Source organism: Duganella vulcania (assembly GCF_009857655.1).
In the GTDB taxonomy this organism is placed as follows: Bacteria; Pseudomonadota; Gammaproteobacteria; order Burkholderiales; family Burkholderiaceae_D; genus Rugamonas; species Rugamonas vulcania.
Genome location: NZ_WWCX01000016.1, coordinates 15,293 through 30,909, shown reverse-complemented (window position 1 = coordinate 30,909; position 15,617 = coordinate 15,293). Strand labels below are relative to the sequence as shown.

Genomic DNA, 15,617 nt, shown 5'->3' with positions numbered 1-15,617 from the left:
TTTGAAAGAAGATCATGAGCGACCTGGACACCATCACCCACTACATCAACGGCAGTAAAGTCGATACGCAAAGCGGCCGCTATGCGGACGTGTTCAATCCCGCGCTGGGCGAGCCGGTGGCCAGGGTCGCCCTGGGTACGACGGAGGAAGTCGACGCCGCCGTGCGCGCGGCGGAAAAAGCTTTTCCGGCGTGGTCCGCCACGCCGCCGCTGACGCGCGCCCGCGTTCTCTTCAAATACCTGCAACTGTGCCAGCAGCACACCGACGAATTCGCGGCGATGCTGACGCGTGAACACGGCAAGACCTTCGCCGACGCGCAGGGCGAGGTGGCGCGCGGCATCGAGATGGTGGAATTCGCAGTCGGCATTCCGCAACTGCTGAAGGGCGAATTCACCGACCAGATTTCGCGCGGCATCGATGCATGGTCGATGCGCCAGGCGCTGGGTGTGGTGGCCGGCATCACGCCGTTCAACTTCCCGGTGATGGTGCCGATGTGGATGTTCCCCGTCGCTCTCGCATGCGGGAACACCTTTATCCTCAAGCCTTCCGAGCGCGATCCGTCGCCGTCGCTGCTGCATGCGCGGCTGCTGAAGGAAGCCGGTTTGCCGGACGGCGTGTTCAACGTCATCCAGGGCGACAAGGTGACCGTCGACGCGTTGCTGGACCATCCGGTGGTGCAGGCGGTGAGCTTCGTCGGCTCGACGCCGATCGCAGAATACATCTACGCGCGCGGCTGCGCGGCGGGCAAGCGCGTGCAGGCTTTGGGCGGCGCCAAGAACCACATGGTCGTCATGCCGGATGCGGACATGGAGATGACCGTCGATGCGCTGATGGGCGCGGCCTATGGCTCGGCCGGTGAGCGCTGCATGGCGATCTCCGTGGTGGTGGCGGTCGGCGATGCCGGCGACAAGATCATCGACGCACTGGCAAAGCGCACCGCCGCACTGAAAGTGCGCGACGGCATGGCGTCGGATGCGGAAATGGGACCGGTCGTTTCAAGCGCGGCCAAGCAGCGTATAGAGCGCTTGATCGGAGAGGGTGTGGAGCAGGGCGCCAAGTTGGTGGTCGATGGCCGCAATCACGTCGTTGCTGGGCGCGAGAACGGCTTCTTCATCGGCGGCACTTTGTTCGACCACGTCACGCCGGATATGACGATCTACAAGGAAGAGATTTTCGGCCCAGTGCTGTGCATGATGCGCTCGCCGGACGTGGGCAGTGCGGTGGAGCTGATCAACCGTAACGAGTACGGCAACGGCGTGGCGATCTACACGCGCGACGGTGGCGTGGCGCGCGAGTTCGTGCGGCAGATACAGGTCGGCATGGTGGGCGTGAACATACCGCTGCCGGTGCCGATGGCCTTCAACAGTTTCGGCGGATGGAAGCGCAGCCTGTTCGGCGACCATCACGCTTATGGTCCCGAAGGCGTGCGTTTCTACACGCGCCACAAGGCGGTGATGCAGCGCTGGCCGAACACCGCAAGCGCTGGCGCAGAATTTGCATTCCCTCAGATGAAGTAATCGCCACCACGTTAGCCAGGAAATCGTATGATGATCGAATCTCTGAAATACATGCCCCAGCCGAAGGAAGCCAATGCCGCACTGGCGGAACACTTCACCGACCTGGCTCCCGCGCTGAATGCGCGCCAGGCCGCGATCGAAAGCTCGCGCTGCCTGTATTGCTACGATGCGCCGTGCACGCGCATCTGCCCATCCGATATCGATGTCGCCAGTTTTATCCGCAATATCCATGAGGGTAATGTCAACGGCGCGGCCGTCGGCATCCTGAAGCAGAACATCCTGGGCGGCAGTTGCTCGCGCGTTTGCCCGACCGAGATCCTGTGCGAAGACGCCTGCGTGCGCAACCACGATGCCGAAGGCCAGCCGGTGAAGATCGGCCTGCTGCAACGCTACGCCATCGACAACATGACCATTACCGAGCATCCGTTCAAGCGCGCCGCCTCCACCGGCAAGAAGATCGCCGTCGTCGGCGCGGGACCCGCAGGCCTGTCGTGCGCGCACCGCCTGGCGATGCTGGGCAACGACGTGGTGATCTACGAGGCGAAGGAAAAATCCGGCGGCCTGAATGAATACGGCATCGCCAAGTACAAGCTGACCGATAACTTCGCGCAGAAGGAAGTCGACTTCCTGCTGCAAATCGGCGGCATCGAAATCAAGCATGGCCAGACGCTGGGCGGCAACGTGCAGCTGAAGGACCTGCACGCGCAGTACGACGCCGTTTTCCTCGGCCTGGGCCTGGGCGCCAGCAAGCAACTGGGCCTGACCGGCGAGGATGCCCCTGGCCTGCTGGCCGCCGTCGATTACATCGCCGCGCTGCGCCAGGCCGATGACCTGAGCAAGCTGCCGCTGCCCGCGCGCGCCATCGTCATCGGCGCCGGCAATACCGCCATCGACATGGCGGTGCAGATCCAGCGTCTCGGCGCGGAAGAGGTCACGCTAGTGTACCGGCGCGGCTTCGACGCGATGAGCGCCACCGAACACGAACAACACATTGCGAAGGAAAACCAGGTCCGCATGCGCACCTGGGCCCAGCCGCAGCAAGTGCTGCTGGACGAAGCGGGCCGCGTGCGCGGCATGCGCTTCGAGAAAACCGCAATCATCAACGGTCGTCTGGCCGGCACCGGTGAGACTTTCGAGATCGCGGCCGACGCGATCTTCAAAGCCATCGGCCAGGGCATGGACGAAAAGAGCATCAGTGATCCACTGGCGAAAACGCTGAAACGCGACGGCGACAAAATCCACGTCGATGATCAGTTCCGCACAGTCCTGCCGCGTATCTACGCCGGCGGCGACTGTGTGGCGCCCGGACAGGACCTGACCGTGCAGGCGGTACAGCACGGAAAACTGGCGGCACACGCCATTCATCAAGACATCAACGGTATGAAGGAGGCTGCATAATGGCTGACCTGAGCATAGAATTCTGCGGCATCAAGTCCATCAATCCGTTCTGGCTGGCCTCCGCGCCGCCGACCGACAAGGCCTACAACGTGGTACGCGCTTTCGAGGCGGGTTGGGGCGGCGTGGTGTGGAAAACGCTGGGCGAGGATCCGGCCGCCGTCAACGTGTCGTCGCGCTACTCCGCGCACTACGGCAAGAACCGCGAAGTCATCGGTTTCAATAACATCGAATTGATCACCGACCGCTCGCTGGAAATCAACCTGCAAGAGATCACGCAGGTGAAGAAGGACTGGCCGGACCGGGTCATCATCGTTTCGCTGATGCTGCCGTGCGAAGAAAAACTGTGGGCCGACATCCTGCCGAAAGTGGAAGCCACCGGCGCCGACGGCATCGAACTCAATTTCGGCTGCCCGCACGGCATGCCGGAGCGCGGCATGGGCGCGGCCGTGGGCCAGGTTCCCGAATACGTGGAGATGGTCACGCGCTGGTGCAAGACGCACTCCAAGCTGCCGGTCATCGTCAAGCTCACGCCCAACATCACCGACGTGCGCGCACCGGCGCGCGCGGCCAAGGCGGGCGGCGCGGACGCGGTTTCGCTGATCAATACCATCAACTCGATCACGCACCTGGACCTGGACCAGATGGTGGCCTTCCCGATCGTGGGCGGCGCCAGCACCCATGGCGGCTACTGCGGTTCGGCGGTCAAGCCGATCGCGCTGAACATGGTGGCCGAGATCGCGCGTGATCCGCAGACCAAAGGCTTGCCGATTTCCGGCATCGGCGGCATCGGCAACTGGCGCGACGCGGCGGAGTTCATGGCGCTGGGTTCGGGCTGCGTGCAGGTCTGCACCGCCGCCATGCTGCACGGCTTCCGCATCGTCGAAGAAATGAAGGACGGCCTTTCGCGCTGGATGGACGAGAAGGGCTACAAGAGCATCAGCGAATTCGTCGGCAAGGCGGTGCCGAATACGACGGACTGGAAGTACCTGAACATGAACTATCAGGTGATCGCGCAGATCAACCAGGACGACTGCATCAAGTGCGGCCGCTGTTATGTGGCCTGCGAGGATACGTCGCACCAGTCGATCGCACAGCTGATCGACGCGGCCACCGGCACGCGCACGTATGAGGTGATCAAGGAGGAGTGCGTGGGCTGCAACCTGTGCGAAATCACCTGTCCGGTGCAGGGCTGCATCACGATGGTGCCGCAGGAGACAGGCAAGCCATACATGAACTGGACGCAGGACCCGCGCAACCCGCGCGCGGAGAACATCAAGGCGGCGGAAACAGTATAAATGGTATAAATGCGCGGTATAGGTACGGAACTTGCAGCGATAGAAGGATACATAACCCTTTGGAGAAAGCCCCGTGAGCAAAGAACTCCCTGGCAGCACGCAACTCTGGAACGAAGACCTGGCCCCGACAACGGCGGCGCAACGTACATGGCGCTGGTATCACTTCGCCGCGCTGTGGGTCGGCATGGTGATGTGCATACCGGCCTACACGCTGTCCGCCAGTTTGATTGAAGGGGGCATGTCCGGTTATCAGGCCGTGCTCACGGTGTTCCTTGCGAACGCTATTGTTTTGCTGCCGATGCTGTTGATCGGCCATGCCGGCACCAAGTACGGCATTCCGTATGCGGTGCTGGCCCGTTCGTCGTTCGGTACCGCCGGCGCGCGCTTGCCGGCGCTGATGCGCGCCATCGTCGCCTGCGGCTGGTATGGCATCCAGACCTGGTTCGGCGGGCAGATGATCTACACGCTGCTCGGCGTGATGATGGGCGGCGAAATCGGCGGCGCAAAGATCGCGGGCCTCGGCATCAACGGCGCGCAGCTGCTGTGCTTCCTGGCTTTCTGGGGCGTGCAGTTCTGGTACATCGTGCACGGCATGGACGCGATCCGCAAACTGGAAACCTACACCGCACCGCTGAAGATCCTGATCTGCTTCGTGCTGCTGGGATGGGTCTACAACAAGGCCGGCGGCTTCGGCGACCTGCTGTCGGCACCTTCGCAGTTTGTCGAAGGCGGCAAGAAGGCCGGCCAGTTCTGGTCCACTTTCTGGCCTTCGCTGACGGCGATGGTCGGCTTCTGGGCCACGCTGGCGCTGAACATTCCCGACTTTACCCGCTTCGCCAAATCGCAGCGCGACCAGGTGCTGGGCCAATCTGTCGGCCTGCCGGTGCCTATGGGGCTGCTGGCGATGATGGCGGTGATCGTCACCTCGGCCACGGTGGTTTTGTACGGCAAGGCGATCTGGGATCCGGTTGACCTTTCCAGCCGCATGACCGGCGCAGCCGTGCTGGTCGCGCTGTTGATCCTGTTGATCGACACTGTCTCCGTTAACCTGGCCGCGAACCTGGTCGGCCCGGCCTACGATTTTTCGTCGCTGGCGCCGAAGCAGATTTCGTACAAGGTGGGCGGCTACATCACCGCCGCCATCGCGATCCTGATGATGCCCTGGAAAATACTGGAATCCACTCAGGGCTATATCTTCACCTGGTTGATCGGCTACTCGGCGCTGCTGGGTCCCATCGCCGGCATCCTGATCGTCGACTACTACCTGGTGCGCAAGACCGAGCTGAATGTCGGCGAACTGTATCGCGAGGACGGCCAGTACTCATATGGCAACGGCTGGAACACGGCCGCGCTGGTGGCCTTCGTGGCCGGCGTGCTGCCGAATATTCCGGGCTTCCTCAACGCCGCATTCCCCGCGTCCTTCCAGGATGTGGCTTCCGGTTTTAAAACCATCTACACCTACGCATGGTTTGTGGGAATCGCTGTTTCCGCGCTGGTGTATGGAGTTATGATGAAGGGCAAAGCGGTGCCCGCGGTGCGGGCCGCCCATCCCTAAAAGAGATTCTTGGAGACGTCTATGACAACTATCATCCGTGGCGGCACCGTCGTCAACGCCGACCGCGCTTTTCGCGCCGATGTGCTGTGCTACGGCGACAAGATCGTCGCGGTCGGCGAGAACCTCGACGCGCCGCATTCGGCCAAGGTGATCGACGCCAGCGGCCAGTACGTGATGCCGGGCGGGATAGACACGCACACTCACATGAACTTGCCGTTCATGGGTACCGTGACGCAGGATGACTTCTACACCGGCACCGCCGCCGGCCTGGCCGGCGGCACCACCACCATCATGGACTTCGTGATACCGGCGCCGAAGCAGAACCTGATCGAGGCTTATCACCAGTGGCGCGGCTGGGCGCAAAAGGCGGCCGGCGACTACACCTTCCACGTCGCGATCACCTGGTGGGACGAGACGGTGCACCGCGACATGGGCATATTGGTGCGCGACCACGGCGTCAACAGCTTCAAGCACTTCATGGCGTACAAGAACGCCATCATGGCCGACGACGAGACGCTGGTGAAGAGCTTCCGCCGCTCGCTGGAACTGGGCGCGATTCCGACCGTGCACGCGGAGAACGGCGAGCTGGTTTATCAGCTGCAGCAGGACCTGCTGAAGAAGGGCATGACCGGACCGAGTTCGCATCCGCTGTCGCGCCCACCGGCGGTGGAGGCGGAAGCGGCCAACCGCGCCATCGCGATTGCCAATGTGCTCAACACGCCGGTGTACATCGTCCACGTCTCCTGCGCCGAATCGCTGGATGCCATCACCCGCGCGCGCGCCAACGGGCAGCGCGTGTACGGCGAGGCGCTGGCCGGCCACCTGGTCATCGACGACAGCGTGTACCAGAGCGAAGACCTGGATTACGCGGCTGGCCACGTGATGAGCCCTCCGTTCCGCAGCAAGCATCACCAGGCCGCGTTGTGGCATGGCCTGCAAGGCGGCAACCTGCACACCACCGCGACCGACCACTGCACCTTCTGCGCGGAGCAGAAGGCGGCGGGCAGGGATGACTTCACCAAGATCCCCAACGGCTGCGGCGGCGTCGAGGACCGCATGTCGGTGGTGTGGGACGCGGGCGTCAACACCGGTTTGCTGACGCCGTCGGAATTCGTCAAGGTGACGTCGACCAACGCGGCACAGATTTTCAATATGTATCCACGCAAGGGCGTGATCGCCGTCGGCGCCGATGCCGACATCGTCGTCTGGGATCCGGAAGGCAGCCGCACCATATCGTCGCTGACGCAGTTTGCCAAGGGTGGTTTTAACGTATTCGAAGGCCGCACCGTGCGCGGCATCCCGAGCACCACGCTGGCCGCTGGCAACGTGGTGTTCCATCGCGGTGTGCTGATGGCGGAGGAAGGCGCGGGCCGCCACATCGATCGCCCGGCGTTCAAGTCCACGTCCGCACGCTAATCAAGAGGAGCAGGGTAATGAGCGAAATGCGCATCAATGGTGACCGCCTGTGGGCGGCGCTGATGGAACTGGCACAGATAGGCGCCACCGCCAAGGGCGGCGTCAAGCGCCTGGCCCTGACGGACCTGGACAAGCAGGGCCGCGACCTGGTGGTCGGCTGGGGCAAGGCCGCCGGCATGTCGGTCACGGTCGACCAGATCGGCAATGTCTTCATGCGCCGCGACGGCACCAACAACACGCTGCCGCCGGTGATGACCGGCAGTCATATCGACACGCAGCCAACCGGCGGTAAGTTCGACGGCAACTATGGCGTGCTGGCTGGCCTGGAGGTCGTACGCACGCTGAACGATTTGAAGATCAAGACCGAGGCACCGATCGAAGTCGCCTTCTGGACCAACGAGGAAGGCTCGCGCTTCGTGCCGGTGATGATGGGCTCCGGCGTGTTCTGCGGCGCCTTCAGCCTGGAGACGGCATACGCCGCCAAGGACACCGAGGGCAAGACCGTCGGCGAAGAACTGGCGCGCATCGGTTACAAGGGCACGCAGGTGCCGGGCGATCATCCCATCGGCGCCTACTTCGAGACCCATATCGAACAAGGCCCGGTGCTGGAGGATGCCGACAAGGTGATCGGCGTGGTGCCTGCGGTGATGGGTCTGTCCTGGTACGACTGCGTGGTGAGCGGCATGGAAGCCCACGCCGGCCCAACGCCCATGGGCCTGCGCAAGGACGCGCTGCAGGTGGCCACCAAGATCATGCAGGAGGTTGTGGCCATCGCCAACCGCTATCCGCCATATGGACGCGGCACGGTGGGCATGGTGCAGGTGTTCCCGAACAGCCGCAACGTGATACCGGGCGAAGTCAAATTCAGCATCGACCTGCGCAACGTGAACGATGAGCTGCTCAACACCATGCACGAGGAAATGCTGGCCTTTATCGACAAGACCCGCAGCGAAACCGGCTTGAAGATTTCGATCGAGCGTGTGTCGTACTATCCTCCGTGCCCGTTCCATCCGGAGTGCGTGGACGCGGTGCGCAACGCCACCGCCAAGCTGGGATATTCGACCATGGACGTGGTCTCCGGCGCGGGCCACGATGCGATCTACGCGGCGCGCCTGGCTCCTGCCGGCATGATCTTCGTGCCTTGCAAGGATGGCATCAGCCACAATGAAATCGAGGACGCCAAGTCCGAGCACCTGGAGGCGGGCTGCAACGTTCTGTTGCATGCGATGCTGGAGCGTGCCCGTATTGTTTGACCGTCGCGGGGCCGGGGAGCATACTGGCTAAAGTCACGCTCTCCCGGCTTCCAACATGATAGAACCACCCCAATCCCAGGCGGCGGCGCTGGAGACAGGCTGCCCTGCGGTCACGCTGGAAAGCATCTCCGATGCGGTTCTGGTGCTGGACCGCAGCTGGAACATCCGCTACATGAACGGCAACGCGGAGCGCCTGCTGCAAGTGCGTCGCGCGGAGGTGATGGGCCGGAACGTGTGGCAGGTCTTCCCGGAAGCGGTCGACGGCCCTTACCACCGCGCCTACCAGCAGGCGGTGGAGACCAACAGCCCCGTGGCGTTCGAGGAGCATTATGTGCCGCTCGACCTGTGGACCGAGATCCGCGCCTATCCATCGGAAGCTGGCCTGACCATCTACTTCCGCGACATCAGCGAGCGCAAGGCCGCCGAGGCTCGGATCCACAGCATGGCCTTTTACGACCAGCTCACCGGCCTGCCGAACCGTCAGTTGCTGCTCGACCGCGCCGGCCACGCGCTCTCGCTGGGCCATTTGGGCGCGATGCTGTTCATCGACCTGGATAACTTCAAGACCATCAACGACACACGCGGGCATGACAAAGGAGACATGCTGTTGCAGATGGTCGCGGCCCGCCTGCGCGCCGAGGTGCGCGGCTGCGATACGGTGGCGCGCTTCGGCGGCGACGAGTTCATCGTGCTGCTGGAGGACCTGGGCGCCACGGAGAACGATGCCGCCACGGCGGCGCAGGAGATCGCGCTCAAGATCGTCCATGCGTTCAGCGAGCCGTTCGCGATCGACGGCATGGACCACCACAGCACGCCCAGCATCGGTATCACGGTGTTCAGCGGCGGCAACGTGGACGAGGTGTTGAAGCGCGCCGACTTGGCCATGTACCAGGCCAAGGCGGCGGGACGCAATACCGTCTCGTTCTTCGATCCGGCGATGCAGGCAAGGGTCAGCGCACGGGCTGCGCTGGAGGCGGACCTGCGGCGCGCGCTGGGCAACGGCGAATTCGTGCTGCACTACCAGCCCTTGATGTGCATGGATGGCGCCATGGCCGGCGCGGAGGCGCTGGTGCGCTGGAGCCATCCGCAGCGCGGAATGGTGTCGCCCGCCGATTTCATACCGGTGGCGGAGGAGTCGAACCTGATCCTGCCGTTGGGGCGCTGGGTGATGCGCGAGGCTTGCCAGCGGCTGGCGGCATGGGCCGGCGATGCGCGCACGGCGGGGCTGGAGATGGCGGTCAATGTCAGTGCATCGCAGTTTCACCGGCCGGACTTCGTCGAGCATGTGCTGGAGACGCTGGCGCAAACCGGCGCGCGCGCCGACAGGCTGCGGCTCGAATTGACGGAAAGCCTGCTGCTAAAGGATGTCGGCGGTACGGTCGAGAAGATGCAGCGGCTGCGCGCCGCCGGCGTCAGCTTCGCGCTGGACGATTTCGGTACCGGTTATTCGTCGCTGTCGTATCTGCACCGGCTGCCGCTGGATCAGCTGAAGATAGACCGTTCATTCATCTGGGGCGCAGCAAAAGAGGACAGCGGCGCCGCCATCGTCCGCATCATCGTCTCGCTGGGCAGGGCCCTGAACATGTCGGTGTTGGCCGAGGGTGTGGAGACGCAGGCGCAGCTCGACTTTGTGATTGCGGAGGGATGCCAGTATTATCAAGGCTATTTGTTCAGCAAGCCGCTGCCCGAACCCGAGCTGTTGGCGCTGATCGCAAACCTGTAAATCGATGCATTCAGATCCGCAGCAAGCCTACCTCGATGGAAACCACCACATGGCCGCCGGCGATTTCGCCGTTGCGGAGGACTGCTACCTGCAGGCGCTGGTGCTGGAGCCCATGCACGGCGCGGCACGCGCCAACCTCGGATACCTGAAGGAGCGGCAGGGCGCGCTCACGGAGGCCGAATTCCATTATCGGATGGCGCTGGCGCTGATGCCCGATCATGCGCAGCTCCACCAGAATCTCGGCGTGCTGCTGTTGAAGGCGAAGCGCTTCGATGAAGCCGAAGCGGCGGCACGCGCGGCGGTGGAGTTGGCGCCGGACTCGCCGGCGGCATGGAGCCAGCTGGGCGTACTACTCGCCTGCGTCAAGCGTGAGCGGGAGGCCGAGGGATGCTACCGCTGTGCGCTGGAGCTGGACCCGAACCATGCGCGGGCGCGCTTCAACCTGGCCTACGTGCTGCTGCGCCAGGGCCGGTTTGAAGAAGGCTGGCCGTTGCTGGAGGCGCGCTGGCAGTTCGACTCTTTCGCACATACCTTCGCCTGTCCGCGCTGGGAGGGCGAGGCGTTGCTGGGCAAGGCCATCGTGATCGTGCTGGAGGCGGGGCAGGGCGACATGATCCACTTCTGCCGCTACGCCTCGAAGCTGAAGGAGCGCGGCGCGGCGCGGGTCGCCGTGATATGCCATGCAGGGTTGAAGCGCTTGTTCGCCACGCTGGCTGGCGTTGATGAGGTATATGGTCTGGATGATGCGGTGCCGGCCGATGGCTGGGACTATTGGACGCATCCGATGCGCCTGCCCGCCGTGTGCGGTCCGGTGGCGGTTCCCTATCTTGCGGCGGAGCCGGAACTGGCGCGGCATTGGGCCGCACAGCTGCCCGCACAAGGCTTGCGCGTCGGCCTTGCATGGAAGGGGAATCCGGATTTCGAGAACGACGCGGACCGTTCGCTGCCGTCGTTGCAGGTGCTGGCGCCGTTGGCTGCGGCGCCGGGAGCACATTTCGTCAGCCTGCAAAAAGGGTTTGGCGAGGACGAGGCGCTGGCACCTCCCGCCGGCATGGCGCTGCAGGCAATCGGCCCGCAGCTGCGCGACTTCGCCGATACGGCGGCCGCCATTGCCAATCTCGATCTGGTCATCAGCGTGGACACGGCGGTGGCGCATTTGGCCGGCGCGATGGGCAAGCCATGCTGGCTGCTGCTGCCCGACTATCGCTGCGACTGGCGCTGGATGACGGAACGCGGCGACACGCCCTGGTATCCGTCCATGCGTCTGTTCCGCCAGCCCGAGGGCGGCGGCTGGGGGCCGGTGATCGCCGAAGTGGCCGCCGCGCTGGCCGAGCTTTGCCGGCGCATGCCGGCGGCCAGCGATCAGGCGTAGCTGCGCAGGAAGTCCAACAACACCCGGGCGGCGATATCGGCGTCGTCCGCCGTCATCGTCTCCAGCGGATTGTGGCTGATGCCGCCGTTGCCGCAGCGCGTGAACAGCATGGCGACGTCGGTGATGGCGGCCATCGCCATCGCATCGTGGCCGGCGCCGGACAGCAGGTCGAAGCGCGGCAAACCCGCACGCTCGATGGCGGCGCCGAACTGCCGCATCAAACGTGGCGCACATGGCGCGGCCGAGGCATCGACGATCTGCTGCCAGCTTGCCTCCACCTGGCGTCGCCCGCAAATGTCCGTGATACCGTCTAACACATCCTTCACCGCCGCCAGCCGCACCGCATCGTCGGCGGCGCGGATATCGAGCGACAGCTTGCACGCGCCGGGAATCACGTTGACCGAACCGCCAGGCACCTGCAACTGCCCGACCGTGCCGACCAGCGATACACCCTGGGCACAGCGCCGCTCGACCAGCAGCACGATCTCCGCCGCCGCTGCCGCTGCATCCCTGCGCATCGTCATCGGCGTGGTGCCCGCGTGGCTGGCCAGGCCGGTCAGCTCGACCAGGTAGCGCGAGCTGCCGGCAATCGCAGTCACCACGCCCAGCGGCAGGTCGCGCTCCAGCAGCACCGGGCCTTGTTCGATATGGACTTCCACGAAGCCCAGCAGTTGCGCAGGATCGCGGGCGATGGCGGGAATGCGCGCCACGTCATGGCCGGCGGCCAGCAGCGCGTCGCGCATCGTGACGCCGTCGGCGTCGGTCTGGTCCAGCAGCGACTGGTCGAAGCGGCCCGTGACCGCGTTACTGCCCAGGAAAGTGCTCTTGAACCGCACGCCTTCCTCCTCCGCGAAACCGACGATCTCGAAATGGAAGGGCAGCTTTTCGCCGCGCTGATGCAGGTGGCGCACGATAGCAATCGGCAGCAGGATGCCAAGACGGCCGTCGTACTTGCCGCCATTGCGCACGGTGTCGTAGTGCGAGCCGGTCATCAGCGTTTTCGCGCCCGGCGCGTCCGAGCGGTAGACGCCGACGACATTGCCGACGGCGTCGATGTGCGCGTCCATGCCGGCTTCGCGCATCCAGTCCAGCAGCTGTGCTGCGGTCTTGCGGTGCGCGGGCGTCATGTAGGCGCAGGTCAGGTCGAAGTCCGCGTTGGCGCTGTTGTCGGTGTCGCTCCATGCGGCGATAGTCTCGCACCACTGCATGACGGCGGGGCCGAAGTCCAGCGTCACGCCCAGCAGGTCGTTCAGGCGCAGTTCGGCGATGCGCTTAATCTGGCGCAGGCACTCGGCGATTTCGTCGGCGCGCTGGTTCTTCAGCCGGCGCGTGAAGGTGGCGATGATGGCGCGCCGCGTCAGCCCCTGTCCGTCCGGGCCTTTGACGGCGAGGATGAAGGGAAAGCCGAATTTGGCGTTGTAGTCCGCGTTCAGCTGGTGCAGCACGGCGAATTCCTCGGCGCTGCACAGGTGGAGGCCGGACTTGGCTTGCTCGTTGGTGGATTCGGCCGTCAACTCGCCGGCGACGGCGGCCTTGCCGGCCAGCTCGGGGTGGGCGCGGATCAGGCCCAGTTGCTCATCCAGCGTGGCGGCGCTGACGACCGCCTGCAAGGCCAGCTTGAGCGCGGTGGCGTTGGCGAAGGGCCGCTGCGCCGCCGCCCGTTCCGGTATCCACGGCGAGTGCTCGTAGATGCCGCGCAGGCGATCGGTGAAGGTGGCGGCGTCGCAGCCATTTAATTCGGAAAGTGTAGTCATGGCGCTTAGTGTAACCGCGACTGCACCATGCAGTTATATGCGGTATCCATTAAGGTTTATTATTTGCCGAGTGCCTTGGCCGCCGTCGAGACCTGCTCGCGCAGCCATTTGTGCTCCGGCGCCTGGTGCACGCGCTCATGCCACAACTGGTAGAACCGCATCGCCGGGAACTTGACCGGCACCGTGTACGTCTTCAATGGCATGTTGCGTTCATAGTAGCGCACGAACTGGCGGCCGGTGGTCAGCACCAGGTCCGTCTGCGTCAGCATGTAGGGGATCAGGCCGAAGTAGGCCGATTCCACGGCGACGTTGCGCTGCAAGCCCTGGCGCTCCAGGAAGTCGTCGATGACGCCGTGGTAGCCGGGCAGGATCTGCGTCGGCGCCACGTGGGGCAGGGACAGGTAGTCGTTCAGCGTCATGTCCTCGCTGCCGGTGCGCAGCGCGTACGGACAGTCGGAACGCATCACGCAAATGATCGGGTCTTCGAACAGCTTGGACATGTGCAGGTGCTCGGGCGGCTCGTCCCAGTTGGCGATGACCAGGTCCATGTCGCCGTCAGACAGCAGTCGCACGTAGTCCACGCCGGGGCCCAGGCTGTGGATCTTCACGCGGCTGTTGGGTGATCCGCGCCGCAGCATCGCCACAAGGTTGGGCAGGAACTGGCTGTCCAGGTAGTCCGGCGCGGCGATGTGGAAGGTGCGCGCTTCGTTCTGCGGCACGAAGGGCGTCTTCTTCAGGAACAGGTTCTCGGTTTCGTCGAGGATGCGCTTGGCCGGCACCAGCAGGCTTTCGCCGTGCTGGGTCGGCACCATGCCGCGCGCACCGCGCACCAGCAGCGGATCGCCGGTCAGCTCGCGCAGCTTGCGCAGCGAGGCGGAGATCGAGGGCTGCGGCTGATTCAGTTTGAGGGCGACGCGTGAGACGTTCTTCTCAACCAGCAGCAGGTAGAGGATGCGGATCAAATGCAGATCCAGGTGTTGCGGCAGGGCGGCCATGTGAGGATTTCTGTTATACGGAATCGGATATGTTTAATATACTCTAATGTTCATGTGGTCGGCGCCAAATCCGTTTATCTTCTGTAAATTAGCCACACTCTTTACCCTGAAAGCACCCATGGAATTATTCGCCTATCTGATCCCGTACGGCCTTGAGTGGCTGAACCTGATCGTGCGCTGGCTGCACGTCATCACCGGCATCGCCTGGATTGGCGCCTCGTTCTACTTCGTCTGGCTGGATAACTCGATCCGCCCGCCCGCTTCAGGTTCGGAGCTGGCGAAGAAGGGCGTGTCCGGCGAACTGTGGGCGGTGCACGGCGGCGGTTTCTACAATCCGCAAAAATACCTGGTGGCGCCGGCCGAACTGCCGAAGGAGCTGCACTGGTTTAAATGGGAGGCTTACACCACTTGGCTGTCCGGCATCGCGCTGCTGACCATCGCCTACTACTTCAACGCGCAGGCGATGATGATCGATAAGTCGGTGGCCGATATCGGCAGCTGGCAGGCGGTCGGCATCGGCGTCGGCACGCTGGTCGTCGGCTGGACCGTGTACGACCTGCTGTGCCGCTCCCCGCTGGGCAAGCGCGATATGTGGTTCGGCGTGGTGGTGTTCGCGCTGATCGTCGGCGCCGCGTATGGCCTCACGCATGTGCTGAGCGGCCGCGCCGCCTACATCCATGTCGGCGCGCTGATCGGCACCATCATGGTCGGCAATGTGCTGATGCTGATTATTCCCGGCCAGCGCAAGATGGTGGAGGCCATGTCGGCCGGCCGCCTGCCGGATCCTGTGCACGGGCAGAAGGCCAAGCAGCGCAGCGTCCACAATAACTACTTCACGCTGCCGGTGCTGTTCATCATGATCAGCAACCACTACGCGATGACCTACCGGAACGACCACGCCTGGCTGGTGCTGGCCTTCATCATGGCGGCAGGTGTATTCATTCGCCACTTCTTCAACCTGCGCCACAAGGGCCGGGTGGAATGGCGTTATCCGGCCCTCGGCGTGGCGCTGCTGGTCGGCGTGGCGGTGGCGATCGTGCCGCCGCGTCCCGTGGCGACGGCGGCTGCTGCCGATCCGGCGGCGCAATTCGCCAAGGTGAAGACCGTGATCGACCAGCGCTGCGTGGCTTGCCATTCGGCCCATCCTTCGCAGCCCGGCTTTGCGACGGCGCCTGCCGGCGTGATGCTGGACAGCGCGGAACAGGTGCGCCAGAACGCGGAAAAAATCTATAAGCAATCGGTGCAGCTCAAAGCTATGCCGCTTGCGAACCTGACCAATATGACGGATGCCGAACGGGCGCAGATCGCGGCCTGGTTCGAGTCCGGCGCAAAATAAGAG

At 64.0% G+C, this 15,617-nt stretch carries 11 protein-coding genes; 9 read left to right on the top strand and 2 right to left on the bottom strand.

Annotated elements, in window-relative coordinates; genetic code table 11:
• The first annotated feature begins 14 nt into the window (after positions 1–14).
• The 8 genes from GTP90_RS12255 (at position 15) to GTP90_RS12220 (ending at position 11,529) form a co-directional block, all read left to right on the top strand.
• Positions 15–1,517, top strand: coding sequence for a CoA-acylating methylmalonate-semialdehyde dehydrogenase (locus GTP90_RS12255; RefSeq protein WP_161083805.1), 1,503 nt, complete (start codon positions 15–17; stop codon positions 1,515–1,517).
• Between the two features lie 27 nt (positions 1,518–1,544).
• Entirely contained in the window at positions 1,545–2,915 is a 1,371-nt protein-coding gene (locus GTP90_RS12250) for an NAD(P)-dependent oxidoreductase (protein ID WP_161083804.1), read from the top strand.
• Positions 2,915–4,210, top strand: coding sequence for an NAD-dependent dihydropyrimidine dehydrogenase subunit PreA (preA, locus tag GTP90_RS12245; protein ID WP_161083803.1), 1,296 nt, complete (start codon positions 2,915–2,917; stop codon positions 4,208–4,210). Before GTP90_RS12250 ends, preA begins: the two co-directional genes overlap by 1 nt.
• Before the next feature lie 73 nt (positions 4,211–4,283).
• Positions 4,284–5,765 carry an NCS1 family nucleobase:cation symporter-1 gene (locus GTP90_RS12240; protein ID WP_161083802.1) on the top strand — a complete coding sequence of 494 codons (1,482 nt, stop codon included), beginning with the start codon at positions 4,284–4,286 and terminating at the stop codon, positions 5,763–5,765.
• A gap of 21 nt (positions 5,766–5,786) precedes the next feature.
• Positions 5,787–7,181 carry a dihydropyrimidinase gene (hydA, locus tag GTP90_RS12235; RefSeq protein ID WP_161083801.1) on the top strand — a complete coding sequence of 465 codons (1,395 nt, stop codon included), beginning with the start codon at positions 5,787–5,789 and terminating at the stop codon, positions 7,179–7,181.
• A 17-nt stretch (positions 7,182–7,198) separates the two neighbouring features.
• Positions 7,199–8,434: a Zn-dependent hydrolase gene (locus tag GTP90_RS12230; protein WP_161083800.1), complete on the top strand. Its 1,236-nt coding sequence runs from the start codon at positions 7,199–7,201 to the stop codon at positions 8,432–8,434.
• A gap of 55 nt (positions 8,435–8,489) precedes the next feature.
• Positions 8,490–10,157 (top strand): putative bifunctional diguanylate cyclase/phosphodiesterase, encoded by a 1,668-nt coding sequence (locus GTP90_RS12225; protein WP_161083799.1) that lies wholly within the window; start codon positions 8,490–8,492, stop codon positions 10,155–10,157.
• 4 nt (positions 10,158–10,161) lie between these two features.
• Complete coding sequence (locus GTP90_RS12220; RefSeq protein WP_161083798.1) at positions 10,162–11,529, top strand: tetratricopeptide repeat protein; 1,368 nt, start codon at positions 10,162–10,164, stop codon at positions 11,527–11,529.
• Here GTP90_RS12220 and GTP90_RS12215 read toward each other — a convergent pair.
• Both GTP90_RS12215 and GTP90_RS12210 read right to left on the bottom strand, forming a co-directional pair.
• Positions 11,520–13,283 (bottom strand): allantoate amidohydrolase, encoded by a 1,764-nt coding sequence (locus tag GTP90_RS12215; protein ID WP_161083797.1) that lies wholly within the window; start codon positions 13,281–13,283, stop codon positions 11,520–11,522. The genes GTP90_RS12220 and GTP90_RS12215 overlap by 10 nt on opposite strands.
• Before the next feature lie 59 nt (positions 13,284–13,342).
• Positions 13,343–14,278 carry a LysR substrate-binding domain-containing protein gene (locus GTP90_RS12210; protein WP_161083796.1) on the bottom strand — a complete coding sequence of 312 codons (936 nt, stop codon included), beginning with the start codon at positions 14,276–14,278 and terminating at the stop codon, positions 13,343–13,345.
• Positions 14,279–14,396: 118 nt separating this feature from the next.
• On the opposite strand from GTP90_RS12210, the gene GTP90_RS12205 reads away from it, so the two are divergent.
• Complete coding sequence (locus GTP90_RS12205; protein ID WP_161083795.1) at positions 14,397–15,614, top strand: urate hydroxylase PuuD; 1,218 nt, start codon at positions 14,397–14,399, stop codon at positions 15,612–15,614.
• Positions 15,615–15,617: the final 3 nt, after the last annotated feature.

Excerpts from the sequence above, each read along its gene's own strand:
- GTP90_RS12225 (WP_161083799.1), top strand. The coding sequence starts at position 8,490 with ATGATAGAACCACCCCAATCCCAGGCGGCGGCGCTGGAGACAGGCTGC.
- GTP90_RS12215 (WP_161083797.1), bottom strand. The coding sequence starts at position 13,283 with ATGACTACACTTTCCGAATTAAATGGCTGCGACGCCGCCACCTTCACC.
- GTP90_RS12220 (WP_161083798.1), top strand. The coding sequence starts at position 10,162 with ATGCATTCAGATCCGCAGCAAGCCTACCTCGATGGAAACCACCACATG.
- hydA (WP_161083801.1), top strand. The coding sequence starts at position 5,787 with ATGACAACTATCATCCGTGGCGGCACCGTCGTCAACGCCGACCGCGCT.
- GTP90_RS12255 (WP_161083805.1), top strand. The coding sequence starts at position 15 with ATGAGCGACCTGGACACCATCACCCACTACATCAACGGCAGTAAAGTC.
- GTP90_RS12230 (WP_161083800.1), top strand. The coding sequence starts at position 7,199 with ATGAGCGAAATGCGCATCAATGGTGACCGCCTGTGGGCGGCGCTGATG.
- GTP90_RS12250 (WP_161083804.1), top strand. The coding sequence starts at position 1,545 with ATGATGATCGAATCTCTGAAATACATGCCCCAGCCGAAGGAAGCCAAT.
- preA (WP_161083803.1), top strand. The coding sequence starts at position 2,915 with ATGGCTGACCTGAGCATAGAATTCTGCGGCATCAAGTCCATCAATCCG.
- GTP90_RS12205 (WP_161083795.1), top strand. The coding sequence starts at position 14,397 with ATGGAATTATTCGCCTATCTGATCCCGTACGGCCTTGAGTGGCTGAAC.
- GTP90_RS12210 (WP_161083796.1), bottom strand. The coding sequence starts at position 14,278 with ATGGCCGCCCTGCCGCAACACCTGGATCTGCATTTGATCCGCATCCTC.